General features: G+C 49.6%; 14 protein-coding genes. 2 read left to right on the plus strand and 12 right to left on the minus strand.

Annotated elements, in window-relative coordinates; genetic code table 11:
- The first annotated feature begins 82 nt into the window (after nt 1-82).
- Nucleotides 83-1,390, plus strand: a complete 1,308-nt coding sequence (locus tag L3D05_RS10955) for a carbohydrate ABC transporter permease (protein ID WP_239616098.1) — start codon at nt 83-85, stop codon at nt 1,388-1,390.
- On the plus strand, nt 1,387-2,220 hold the full coding sequence (locus L3D05_RS10960) for a sugar ABC transporter permease (protein ID WP_239616099.1): 834 nt from the start codon (nt 1,387-1,389) through the stop codon (nt 2,218-2,220). The genes L3D05_RS10955 and L3D05_RS10960 overlap by 4 nt, the downstream gene beginning before the upstream one ends.
- 74 nt (nt 2,221-2,294) lie before the next feature.
- Here L3D05_RS10960 and L3D05_RS10965 read toward each other — a convergent pair whose 3' ends face one another.
- The 12 genes from L3D05_RS10965 to L3D05_RS11020 form a co-directional block, all read right to left on the minus strand.
- Nucleotides 2,295-3,758 carry a zinc ribbon domain-containing protein gene (locus L3D05_RS10965; protein WP_239616100.1) on the minus strand — a complete coding sequence of 488 codons (1,464 nt, stop codon included), beginning with the start codon at nt 3,756-3,758 and terminating at the stop codon, nt 2,295-2,297.
- 26 nt (nt 3,759-3,784) lie between these two features.
- Nucleotides 3,785-4,639 carry a zinc ribbon domain-containing protein gene (locus L3D05_RS10970; RefSeq protein ID WP_239616101.1) on the minus strand — a complete coding sequence of 285 codons (855 nt, stop codon included), beginning with the start codon at nt 4,637-4,639 and terminating at the stop codon, nt 3,785-3,787.
- A 102-nt stretch (nt 4,640-4,741) separates the two neighbouring features.
- Entirely contained in the window at nt 4,742-5,911 is a 1,170-nt protein-coding gene (locus L3D05_RS10975; RefSeq protein ID WP_239616102.1) for a PQQ-dependent sugar dehydrogenase, read from the minus strand.
- A 303-nt stretch (nt 5,912-6,214) separates the two neighbouring features.
- Nucleotides 6,215-6,883, minus strand: a complete 669-nt coding sequence (locus L3D05_RS10980) for a DNA-binding response regulator (protein WP_239616103.1) — start codon at nt 6,881-6,883, stop codon at nt 6,215-6,217.
- 169 nt (nt 6,884-7,052) lie between these two features.
- Nucleotides 7,053-7,199 carry a hypothetical protein gene (locus L3D05_RS10985; RefSeq protein ID WP_239616104.1) on the minus strand — a complete coding sequence of 49 codons (147 nt, stop codon included), beginning with the start codon at nt 7,197-7,199 and terminating at the stop codon, nt 7,053-7,055.
- A 17-nt stretch (nt 7,200-7,216) separates the two neighbouring features.
- Nucleotides 7,217-7,549 carry a ferredoxin family protein gene (locus L3D05_RS10990; protein WP_239616105.1) on the minus strand — a complete coding sequence of 111 codons (333 nt, stop codon included), beginning with the start codon at nt 7,547-7,549 and terminating at the stop codon, nt 7,217-7,219.
- Nucleotides 7,531-8,826 carry an FAD-dependent oxidoreductase gene (locus L3D05_RS10995; protein WP_239616106.1) on the minus strand — a complete coding sequence of 432 codons (1,296 nt, stop codon included), beginning with the start codon at nt 8,824-8,826 and terminating at the stop codon, nt 7,531-7,533. Before L3D05_RS10995 ends, L3D05_RS10990 begins: the two co-directional genes overlap by 19 nt.
- Nucleotides 8,810-9,844 (minus strand): electron transfer flavoprotein subunit alpha/FixB family protein, encoded by a 1,035-nt coding sequence (locus L3D05_RS11000; RefSeq protein ID WP_239616107.1) that lies wholly within the window; start codon nt 9,842-9,844, stop codon nt 8,810-8,812. The genes L3D05_RS10995 and L3D05_RS11000 overlap by 17 nt, the downstream gene beginning before the upstream one ends.
- A complete protein-coding gene (locus tag L3D05_RS11005; protein WP_239616108.1) occupies nt 9,841-10,677 on the minus strand; it encodes an electron transfer flavoprotein subunit beta/FixA family protein in 837 nt (278 codons plus the stop codon). Before L3D05_RS11005 ends, L3D05_RS11000 begins: the two co-directional genes overlap by 4 nt.
- 182 nt (nt 10,678-10,859) lie before the next feature.
- Nucleotides 10,860-11,321 (minus strand): DUF420 domain-containing protein, encoded by a 462-nt coding sequence (locus tag L3D05_RS11010; protein ID WP_239616109.1) that lies wholly within the window; start codon nt 11,319-11,321, stop codon nt 10,860-10,862.
- 102 nt (nt 11,322-11,423) lie between these two features.
- Entirely contained in the window at nt 11,424-12,335 is a 912-nt protein-coding gene (gene ctaG, locus L3D05_RS11015) for a cytochrome c oxidase assembly factor CtaG (protein WP_239616110.1), read from the minus strand.
- A 121-nt stretch (nt 12,336-12,456) separates the two neighbouring features.
- Nucleotides 12,457-12,780 carry a cytochrome C oxidase subunit IV family protein gene (locus tag L3D05_RS11020; RefSeq protein ID WP_239616111.1) on the minus strand — a complete coding sequence of 108 codons (324 nt, stop codon included), beginning with the start codon at nt 12,778-12,780 and terminating at the stop codon, nt 12,457-12,459.
- Nucleotides 12,781-12,783 lie beyond the last annotated feature (3 nt).

Raw genomic sequence — 12,783 nt, forward strand, 5'->3', positions numbered from 1 at the left:
CTCCGCAACTTAGCCTGTCTTCATCCATGCTTCTATGGGATGAAGGCAGGTATTTCGTTCAAGGAAAGAGGTCGTTCATAGCATGCAAAGCAAGACGGTTGGCGCTCTCCTCTCCTTTGCGCTGATGGGGCTCGGACAATTATATAACCGACAGTGGGGCAAAGGGCTCGTATTCTTGATCGCCGCTCTTGCCGGAATTTATCTAACGGTGTTCCAGCTATTCGATCATTTGCACGGGCTCATTACGCTCGGGGAACAGCCTAGCGGATTCGTTAAAGTCGGCAAAATGATGAAGATGGTCGAAGGGGACCACTCGATCTTTATGCTCATCAAGGGACTCATCGCCCTCGTCGTTCTCCTGTTTTTCCTTTGTTTCTATGTTTTAAATATTAGAGATGCATATCTCGTCGGCCGCTTGCGTGACAATGGCAAACCCCCGGCAACGTTCCGGAAATCGTTAGCGGCATTAGGCGACAAGCACTTCGCTTACTTGGTCCTGCTGCCGCCCTTTATCGTCATAACATTTCTGACCATTCTTCCGTTAATCTTTTCGATCTTGCTGGCATTTACTAACTTTGCAGACCCTATATTACCCCCGGCCAACCTTGTCGATTGGGTAGGATTCGATAACTTCTCCAAAATGCTGAACATGAAAGTATGGAGCAATACGTTCGGAGGAATTCTCCAATGGACGCTCCTATGGGCTGTCATCGCTACCGCCACCACCTATATCGGAGGCATACTCATTGCCGTTCTCATTCATCAACCGCGCATCCGATTCAAGAAGTTCTGGCGCACGGCGCTGATTGTTCCTTTTGCCATTCCGAATATGATTTCCTTACTCGTCATGCGCAATATGTTCAACAATCAGTTCGGCCCGATCAACGGTTATCTGCAATATTTCGGCTTAAAGGGATTGCCCTGGCTGACCGATCCGTTCTGGGCTAAGGTTACCGTCATTCTCGTCAATATGTGGATCGGCATTCCCATTGTCATGATTCTCGCATTCGGGGTTTTAACGACGATTCCGCGCGACCTGTATGAAGCCGCCGAGGTAGACGGGGCCGGCTCACGGCAGAAGTTCCGGTTAATTACGCTGCCGATGGTTCTTTTCTCGACCTCGCCGATACTAATCATGAACTTCGCGGGCAATATCAACAACTTTAACGTCATTTACCTATTAACCAATGGAGAACCCGTCAATCTGAATTATCAGTTCGCCGGCCATACGGATTTGCTCGTGACTTGGTTGTATAAGCTTGCCCTGAATCAATCCCAATTCAGCTTTGCATCCGTCATCGGAATCTTCATTTTTCTTATCGTCGCCTCCATCTCGATCTGGAGCTATACGCGGACCCGATCCTACAGAGAGGAGGATATGATCCAATGAGATCATCCCATGGCAACACCAAGCTCGTTCTTAGTTACGCGATATTATTAGCCTTAACCTTTCTAAGCCTTTTCCCGGCGTTATGGATTATTCTGTCCTCGTTGAAGACCGGAAACAGCCTATACAGCGACACGTTTATCCCTCGGGAATTTACGTTGGGGCACTATCTGGATCTCTTCAATAAAACCAAATATCCGATCTGGTTTTTCAATACTTTAAAGGTCGCCGTGCTGTCGACGATATTCGGCACTTTCTTGTTGCTCATCTCTTCCTATGCAATCTCGCGATTCCGCTTCACGGGAAGGAGAACAACCCTCAAGGTCATGCTTGTGTTGCAAATGTTCCCGGGATTCATGGCCATGATCGCGATATTCGTACTCTTGAATGCCATGGGACTGTTGAATTCGCATTGGGCGCTGATTCTCGTATACAGCTCGGGCTCGATTATCGCCAATGTTTTTGTCGCCAAAGGTTTCTTCGATACGATTCCGAGAAGCTTGGAGGATGCGGCAAGGATAGACGGCGCAAGTCATTTCAAAGTGTTCTCGACAGTCATCGTTCCTTTGTCCACGCCAATGTTAACTTATGCCAGCCTGATGATCTTTAACGGAGCATTCATCGATTTTATTTTCGCCGATTTGATTCTCCGTACGGAAGAGCAACGCACGTTGGCCGTAGGCTTGTATAAAATGGTCAGCCAGCGTAACTCTACCGAATTCACGATGTTCGCTGCTGGGGCCGTATTGGTCGCGGTTCCGGTAACTCTTCTATTCCTGCTCTTGCAACGATATCTCGTAGACGGATTGACCGCCGGGGCTAACAAGGGTTAACCCTTATTTTGCGCAAAAGCCGCCCTTGAATCGGAACATGAAGTTCCAACCAAGGGCGGCTTTTCGTAACCGTTTTACTCGAATACCTTCGTATTTACCGTTCCTACGTCATAAGCCGCATTCCACCCGGACACTAACCATTGTCCATTCGCATACTCCAACAAATATTCCGTATTGTTGGTTCCTTCAACCGGAACCGGATCGGTTTCGTATTCGCTGAAATAGAACACTTCGTTGTAATCGAGCTGCAGCTTCACGTTAACTCTATACTCTTCTTCGCTATACCGATTCAATCTGAAGCTATCCAGATCGAAAGTTACGCGATGCAGGTTTCCGATATAGGATTCATTATTTTTCTTCATATCGGCTAAATACTCGTCAATGTCGCCCGACCGATTAGGGCTCGCATGCCGAAGCACGTTAGCTCGCTCTTTGAAGGACTGCATCCAACTCGAGATGAAATCGTGGGTCGCGATCATGATCTCCTCTTTGGCCGAGTCGTCCAAGCCGTTGACCGTAAATTCCAATTGATCGTTATCAACCGGCAGCTCTTCGCTTCTCATCTTGCCCCACGGATATTCAACTTCCACGAACATCTTGTTAGAGCCGTCGACCGCGATCGGGCCGATTCGCTGACCCTCATCTACGGTCAAGTTAATATCTTGGCCGTTAATATAAATGCGCGCGAGGCTATTGTTAGAATAAACCTGTACGTAATCTCCTTCAAGCATCAGCTCCACGGAATTCTCTCTGCCGTTTAACGGAAATAGGTACACCAATTGCTTGCTTTGCAGAGTCGTGTATTCCCCTTCGTAGACGGATTTGATCTCATATACTCCTGGAAGGAACGGGCCCACTTCAATCGCGGAATCCTCTCCGCTCGCCGTAGCCGTCTCCTTCCCGTCGACCAAGATTTTCGCGCCTTCGTAGTTGGTCCGCACTGGAATCATGTACCGCTTAACCTTTAACTCATAATCATTGTAGAGAAGCCAGCGCTTCTTATCCTTCTTGGTCAAATAGATGAACGCAACATCGCTACCCGCATCCATGGCCTGCTCTTCGCCGGATTTGATTTGCTCCGCCTCGGATTTCAGTTGTTCCATAAGCGTAGCGAACGATTGTTTATTCGAATTCAAGTAATTGACCATACCGCTGGCCGTCTTCTGGTCCAGATGAATATCCTCATTAGAAGCGGATAACAGCTCCAACAGCTTGTCCGGCTTACCCTCGTCGATCGCTTGTTCGAATCGGTCGAGGAGCCGTTGTTCGTCGGACATATACTTGCCCAAGAAATACGCTCCGACGATCAACAAGACGAAGACGAGTCCGCTCGCGATTAGGATTTTGGCTTTCATCGAAAGCGCGAATGCCGGTTTCACTGGCTTATCGGCTGGAGTCTCCCCCGCTGACAAAGGATCGGGAGACGGATCTTGTGCATCAAGCGCGACTGGCGTACCGCATTCCGGACAGAAGGAATATTCCCCTTCCATCTTAGTCCCGCATTCCTTGCAATAATGAATCTCTGTTATGATCCTCACCTATTTTCTATATCGCCTATACGATATTATAGATTACCAAGCCCATCCAGAAGGCTGGCAAGGAGATTGTCGCCGAACAGATAGAGTAAGAGGATCGAACCCGCATATGTAATAATAACGCCATAGAAGGCATCCAACCCGCTCGTATGGTCTCTCTTAAAGCTATAAATCGTAAAGCAAATGGCAACGAACCATGAGAAAACGCCCGCGCCGATAATCCAAGCGAGAATTTCGGAATCCATGCTGAGGAAAGTAAACAGCAAGCCAAGGAAAAAGAAAGTGGCCGATGGAATCATGAAAGTACCGAATCTCGCTATGACTTCGCGATAGTGCGTGACGACGTTCCCCATCTTAAGAACGAGGAAAATAATCGAATTGACCATCATAACGACCAGCAGTAAAAACACAAACGGTTTAATGACGACGTCGCCGAACGGAACATCGAGTTTGTTACCCAGAAATCCGCCGTAGAGCTTGGCTCTTTCCCTGAGTTGGAAATAAGCGATAAACGGTAAGATAAGAGAAAACAGAACAATCGTAATAAGGCCGTTCGTCATATGATCGGCAGTCGAAGCTTGACCGATTTTCACCGGATTCTTCAACACTTCTAGAAAGTAGGAAAAATACTGCTTGCTGATTTGCTTCGCTTGTTGAAGCTGTTGGTTGGGCTGGCTTGGAGCCGCTTGCTGGCTAGCATATGTATTCGCATTTGACATAGGCTGTTGAGCAGGGGGGATAGCGTTAGCCGGCTTTCGGAGATCAAAGCTCCCAACTTCCGAGGTAGCCGCCATTTCCGATGCCGCCTCCACTGGCAGCCTCGTACCGCATTTCACGCAAAACTTAGCTGACTGATTCATCTGACCGCACTGGGTGCATTGCATGCGCTTGTCATCCTCCATATCTACTGTCATAATATAGGAATTATTTCCTATTTATCATTAGTATTATAGTAGGAAAGAACGATAGCGTCTATCCTTAACGACCTAAAATATTGATAAAATCCGACCGTCCTGCGTGCAAATATAAAGCTCGCCCGCCCCATCTTCACCGAATGACGTAATATTCATATCCGATTCCAGCAACATTCGATTATCAATCGTTCCATTGGACTGAAGGCGCAACCCCCACATCAACCCTGTACCATAATCGGCGTACATGTACGTGCCTTTAAGCTGCGTAAGCCGATTCCCCCTGTACACATAACCTCCCGTTATAGATACCCCTTGCTCATGGTCGTAGGTAAATAAGGGCTGCTCCAATCCGTCCTGCTCGCAACCGGATTCTGGATTGTAGCACTCCGTCCCCTCTTGGATTCGCCAACCGTAGTTTTTGCCTTTTTCAATCAGGTTGATTTCCTCGTAACGATTCTGTCCGACATCTGCCGCCCATAGTTGGCCTGTCGTCTCGTCGAAGCTGAATCTCCACGGATTCCGTAAGCCATACGCATAGATCTCGGGCATCCCGCGGCCGATGAACGGATTATCTTGCGGAATTGCATAGGCAAGATTAGCCGCTGCGCGATCTACATCGATGCGGAGGATTTTGCCCAGCAGGCTATTAAGGTTCTGGCTATTATTAAGCGGGTCTCCCCCGCTACCCCCGTCTCCCGTCGCGATGTATAAGTAACCGTCCGGCCCGAAGCTAAGCTGGCCTCCGTTATGGTTAGGGAACGGTTGCTCGAAAGTGAGCAGAATTTGTTCGCTCGCGGGATCCAACAAATGCTCATCCTCAGCCGATACCTCATATCGTGCGATAACCGTATGCGTCTCGGTCGTATAGTTGACATAGGCCTGGTTCGGATGACTCGGATGGAAGGCCAAGCCGAGCAACCCTTGCTCGCCTTCGGCATCGTAAACCCGATCCGTGATATCCAACACGATCTGCTGCTTATCCGCAGGCCTCTTTAAGTTTTTGCTCACGATTCTCCCTGGTTGCTCGACGATGTAGACCAGATCCGCATAGCCTGACCGATGCTCCAACCCTATCGGCTTGTCGAAGCGCTCCGTCCCGAAAATAGAAACAAGCGATATGCCCCCTCCCGCTTCCGTCGCGCCAACCTTCGCTTCCGTATCCGCGGATTCGTTCGCCCCCCAGCATGCGGTAACTCCTAAGACAAGTAATATTCCGGCTAATAACAGTCCGAGTCGTTTCATCTCGTTCAGCCCCCCTTTATCCAAGATCATCGCACAATATTAGATAAACGGACAAGAATCCTGCGTCCTAGATTCAAGTGCTCTATCATTTCACGTCACTTACCGGTAACTTTCTCACCCTAGCGGCACGCCGTACCGCTATTTGGCCACTTGGCAGTGATTTTTCCGTGATAGCGGCATGCCGTGCCGTTGTTATTCTAAAACCCCTGCAAATGGGATGATCCCCCTGTATTTAGAGGTATGTGGTGCCGCTAAAGCAAGAATGAAAGGGCGTTAAGGTTGCAATAGCGGTACTCCACGCCGTTATCCGAGGAAAAGAGACCTGCCTCGCAAGGTTGCCCGGTAGCTCCGAGCCCGGACTGAACCCGATGTTACTTCTAACAAATCCATTCCCACCAGTTCGTGCAGCAAATTTCTAACGTGCCGACTCCCTGCTCCTAACTGGAGACACGCTTCCTCAGGGGTAAACGGTCTCGCTAATCGATTCGCCAATCGCATGATCTCCTTCTGTTTCAAAGTTAGGGGCGACGATAGATGATGGATCCCTCCATATAGCTTCCCTATGATTTGTAGCAGATTTTGGCGGCACTGAAGAGGGCGTTCTTTAATAGCGTCAAGTGAAAACCGAAAAATACGCCAATCGTCATGCATAAGCTGATTGTGTCTGTCCAATTCATAATCGAAACCGCGCCGAGTAATATTCTTCGCGTGGGAGCTGAAATCATCTACTTCAAAGCCGAGCCGATAAGGAGAACGAATGTAAGCCAAGTCGAGATAGTATGAGCTATTGCGAAGATTAGGCACTTCATATTCCGCCTGAAGAAATTCCAGGTTCCCAATAGCTGGCCACCAAACTTCCTCAACGAACAGCTTCTCCGCAAAAGCATGGCCTTCCTTCAACCTGCGGAACGACTCTCCACTTCGCTTCTTGCGCTGACCGGCTAACCATCTTTTGTGAAGCTCATCAAACATAGCCACCCTCTCCTCCATGACAATCGTAAGCAACAAAAAACCGCGTCTTCCCCACAAGGGGATAAACGCGGTGTGCTTCACTCGCCAAATAAATATATTACTACTAAAATAATGCAACCTCAGCGAATTGTCACGAACTTTCGTAGACGCCTACTAATAAGCGCTGAAGTCACGCCTCTTGCATCCTCAGCCTCTCGCCATACTCCCAGCTGCTGAAATGGTCTTCCCAAATAATATGATACAGGTTGTCGTGAATTTCGATGATGATTCCTTTGGTGCCGTCCTGTACATAAACGACTTTATCGCCAACTTTCATCCTGCTCCCCACCCCTGTCACCCGAGTCGAAAGACGATTCCATGCCCGCCCTTTGGATATACCCATTTGATGTTCTGATGCGGACAACCTATGCGGCAGCTTCCGCATTCATGACAGCCCTCATAGCCGACATGCATGCGAACTTCCTCCCACTTATAGACTTCAGCCGGGCAGAAAATCGTGCAAATTTTATCCGGACAGTTGGTCATGCATATTTCCGTGTCCATGACATGTAAGTGAGACTGCGTGTCGGCATTGAACCTGAGCAAATATTGCTTTTCTTCGATGCTTGCCGCCTTATCATTAGCGGCGACAGCTTGCGGATCGCCCATCACTTCATCACCTTCCATGCCCGGATCAGATCTCGGGCAATCTTGAATTTCTGCTTCGCCGGACCGATATCTCTCCATATTTTTTTCTGCTTTTCCCGCTTCGACGCTCCGTCCACGGTCAGCATCTGGCTAGCCGCGCGGTTCATCATCGGAATGTACTGCTCGAAGTACTGAGGGAACTTATCGAAATGGTGGGTCGCGTCCTTATACTTCTTCAGATCCTGTCCGACGAAGCTGCCCATCAGCTTCTTCCGGTACTCATCCAGCGACGCCTCCGAGAAGTCTCCGCGCCCCATTGCCGCAACGATCGTATCCGCGGCCAATCTGCCCGAAGTCATCGCCATGTTCGAGCCTTCGCGATGGATCGCGTTGACGAGCTGCGCCGCATCGCCGACCACGAGCACTCCCGCCGCTACGACCTTCGGCATGGAATGATACCCGCCCTCCGGGATCAAATGCGCTAAATACTCCTGCGGCTCGGCGTTTTGAATGTAGGGCCGGATCATCGGATGCGTTTTCACGTATTCCATCAATTCGTAAGGCTTTATCTTATGCTTGATAAGTCCCGAAAGTAACGTGCCGACGCCGATGCTAAGCGTATCTTTGTTCGTGTATAGAAATCCTGTGCCCAGTATGCCCTTGGTCGCATCTCCGAACAGCTCGATCGTGCAGCCTTGGCCTTCTTCCAAGTTAAAGCGGTCCTCGATGATCTTCTTGTCGAGTTTCAGAACCTCCATCGTGGCAAGCGCCACTTCATCCGGTCGGAACTCCTTATGAAAGCCTAGTGATTTGGCTAACAAGGAATTTACTCCGTCCGCCAGCACGACCACGTCGGCTCGCAGCTCACCATCCGGACGGTCGGTGCGCACACCAACGACTTTGCCGTTCTCCACGATGCATTCCAATACGACCGTTTCGTTAAGGAGCAATGCGCCTTTCTCTACCGCCTTAGAAGCGAACCATTGATCGAACTTGGCGCGAAGCACGGTGAAATTGTTGAACGGCTCCGATGCCCACTCCATTCCTTTGTACGAGAACGTCACGGCCGACGACTTATCCATCATCATGAATCTTTGCTCCACGATCGGACGTTCCAGCGGCGCTTCCTTGTGGAAATCCGGCACGATTTCCTCCATCATTTTGCGATAGAGTACGCCTCCCATGACGTTCTTAGAGCCGGGGTACTCTCCTCTCTCGATGAGCAGCACGTTCACGCCCGCTTTGGCAAGCTCGTAGGCGCAAGCAATTCCGGCTGGACCCGCTCCTACGACGATGGCATCAAACTTTTCCGGCATCGGCCTCTTCCTTTCTTCCTAGCGCGGTTTTGAATGCTTCCGTAAGCATAGGAACGATCGTTAGCGCATCCCCTACGATTCCATAGTGGGAGGACTGGAAGATCGGAGCTGACGGGTCTTTGTTAATAGCGATAATAAGTCCAGAGTTCTGCATGCCGACCAAGTGCTGAATTGCCCCGGAAATACCGATGGCAAAATAAATTTTCGGAGTGACCGTCACCCCGGTCTGGCCGACTTGATGATGATGCGGGATCCAGCCGGCTTCCACCACGTCACGACTAGCCCCAACCGCCGCTCCTAACGTTTCCGCCAACTGATGGACGACCTGGAATCCCGCCGGCCCGCCTAACCCTTTACCTCCGGCAACGATAATGTCCGCCTCGTCGATCCGCACGTGTTGGGTCGTAGAACGAACGATTTCTAGCACTTTCGTGCGAATATCATCTTCCGTAATCGGAATGCACTCCTCGATGATAACGCCGGACGCCTTCTCGTTGCGGGGCAGCGCTTTCATAACCTTAGGTCGGACGGTAGCCATTTGCGGTCGATATTTCTTGCATAGTATCGTCGCCATGATGTTGCCGCCGAACGCGGGACGGCTGGCAAGAAGCAGTCCCGTATCCTCTTCCACGTCTAGCTGAGTCGTATCCGCAGTTAAACCCGTAGGCAAGTCCGTGGCTACCGCACTAGCCAAATCCTTTCCCGTAGAAGTGGCGCCGTATAGAAGAATTTCCGGTTTATGCTTTTCGACGCACGCCAGCATGGCTCTCATATACGTCTCCGTCCGATAAAACCGATAGATCGGGACGTCGTACACATAAACTTTGTCTGCCCCATATTCAAACACGGTTTGCGCGAGCTCTTGAACGTTGTCCCCGATCAATACTCCGGCAAGCTCTGTTTTCCTCTTATCCGCAAGCACTCTACCGGCACCCAATAGCTCGAGAGATACCTTTGCGACAGCACCGTCCTTTTCTTCGATGAACACCCATACTCCGCGATAATCTTCGAAGTTCAATTCGCTCCCCCTCCCGCCCCTGCTTCGAAAAGTTCCTTGCGAGCTAACACGACATCGAGCAGTTGTCGAATTTGATCCTCGGGTTCTCCTTCCAGCACTTTCCCGCCCTGAGGCTTCTGAGGTGCCCATACCGAGCTTACGATCGTCGGCGAACCCTTTAATCCAAGCTGCGTCTTGTCGATTTCGCCCAGATCGCTAACCGCCCAAATATTAGGCTTGTAGCGCGCAGCCCTAAGCATGTTCGGAAGCGTGGAATAAGGAACTTCGTTAATCTCTTTCTCGACCGAGAACAGGCAAGGCAACGTCGATCGGATGACCTCGTATCCGTCCTCCAGCTTCCTGTGCACGATTGCGTAACCTTCCGCTCGATTGACTTCGACTACTTTGTTAACCGATGTCAACGGCGGCATATCTAACCTGCGGGCGATTCCCGGTCCGACTTGGCCGGTATCTCCGTCGATCGTCATTTTCCCGCAAATGATCAGATCGATCGGGCGGATAAGCGCGATCTTCTCCAACGCTTTCGTCAACGCGTAACTGGTGGCAAGCGTATCCGCTCCCGCGAACGCCCTGTCCGTAATCATATAACCCTCGTCCGCTCCGATCTCGATACATTTGCGTATCGCTTTAACTGCCGGAGGAGGACCCATCGTCAGAACGGAGACTACCCCGCCATAACGAGCTCTTAACCTGACCGCCTCTTCTACCGCGTGGGAATCGTAAGGATTCAAGATCGCCGGGGCGCTTGAGCGATCCATCGTATTGGTCTTAGGGTTCATCTTGATGATCTTCGTATCCGGCACTTGCTTAATGCAGGCAACGATATGCAGCAATGCTCCTCACCCTTTCCGCTCTAACCGGATTGCCGGTTCAACCGTTCAATCTTATCTATATTAGAACAATGGGAAGATCATGACTTGGTTTGTCCATGAATCATGAATCATTGCTAATAAAAATTTAAACGCAAAAAAGAGCCCACGGACAACTATGTCCATGAGCTCTTAATGATTATACCTTAACCAAATATAGCGTCGATTACCGGCTTCGTATGCCCGCCTGGGTAACAAATATACAAGAGAACATATACGGTTACTCCCGTGATAACGGTAGCAAACCAGATCATCGCCGTAATTCTACCCCATTTGCGGTGTTTGGCGAAGCTTTTGCGGAAGGCCAGCGTTAGCGTCGTAATTCCGAATACCGCAGCTACTGTCGCTAACACGATGTGAAACAGCAAGAAAACCAAGTATACCGTCTTCAAGCTTTCCGGTCCGTTAAACATCGTATTACCGATGAAGATAGTCCGGGATACATAGATGATAAAGAACAGAGAAGCCGCAATAGCCGCCGCTATCATAACCTTCTCGTGCGCTTCTCTTTTTTTCTTAATAATCAATCGCCAACCGATGGCTACCAATATCCCACTGATCAAGATAAAACTAGTGCTGACCATCGGGAAAATATCATACCACGACATTACCTTCACCCGCTCTATCGTCTTTACATGCTTTACAACCTATTGTACCCGTCCAGGCGGCTTTGTTCAAACGTTTCGGCGCTCCGTCACAGATTGTTAATATTAATCTATTAACGGTTTTGCAATAGGGGTAGGAGTCTGATCCTCTTCTTGAGCGCGCTCTCTGCGATACCATTGCATGAACACGGTGTAGAGGGCTGCCGCATTCACGAATTCCTGCAACAGCTTCATAACGATACCGCCCAGCTGCTGGTCGTCCTTGCCACTCATCATGTTAAAGAACATCGGCCCTTCGAATTTGGTGAGCAATTCCGAAGGATCTCCCGACATGCAATAACCCATCGCTTTCACCCAGACTTGCGGATCGTTATACACCGCGAATAAGGGGCTGCTCGCGAAAATAATCATTGCGCACGCCGGGGTCAAAAGCAAACCGCCCATGAAAATATATCCCAGCGTGAGCATATGCGACATGCGTCTCCATTCCGGAACCGGACAGTATACATGCCACCACATCATGATAGACGAGATCAGTAAGAGCGCATAATAAAGTCTGTGCACCGTATAATGCGTCATGATCCAGTCATGGTTATCCGGCATGTGATAGAACGAGAACAGCAACGTGAATAGCCCTAAACAGATAATCGGGTTCATCAGGATACGAAATACTTTTCCTCTCCAGAAGTTAGCTCGGAAGAGCCTTCTCCAAGCCCAGTCCGGTATTCCGTATATCAGCATTGGCGGTACAAGAATGTATGCAATCGCCATATTTGTCATATGGAAAGTAAACATCAAGTGCCCCATCAAGCTCAGAGGCCCGCCTTGCGTTAAATACAGCAAAACAATCGAAAGCCAGAATGCCAGTTGACGAGAGACAGAAACCGGAGCACTACCCGCAAAACGATGTCTCCAAGGACCAATGACGAACGTATACAACACGATAATCGCCATCATGAAGATCATGAACAGCGGACTCCACAAGTCGCGGAAGGAAAAGTACTCTAATCCCCACATTACCGTCAGCCTCCCTTCAGAATGCGACAACTAAGCGAACCATCCATTGGCGCTTTGTTGTCTTCATTAAAAAAGAGAGGTCGGATTATGGCCCGCCTCTCTTCTGTTTATTGCTAATTGGTTACCACCAAACCCAGTAAACTGCCATGATCACCATAGTGAACACAACGAAAGCTCCCGAGATGATTCCGATAATCGGAAACAGATGTCCGCGATCCTTCATATGCATCCAGAATGCCATTTGAATGAAGACTTGGACAACCGCCATCCCAACAAGAATAATATACGTGAACGTTGTATTGATCTCGCCTGCAGCAACGGCTGCGAATGCGATTATCGTAAGAGCAAGAGACAGAACGAACCCGACGATATGTTTCTTCGGTCCTTCTACCTTATGGCGCTTAGTTACATTACCGGTAGCCGCGTGGTCATGATTGCTCGACATGAG

The sequence above is a fragment of the Cohnella mopanensis genome, assembly GCF_022352055.1.
GTDB classification, from domain to species: domain Bacteria; phylum Bacillota; class Bacilli; order Paenibacillales; family Paenibacillaceae; genus Cohnella; species Cohnella mopanensis.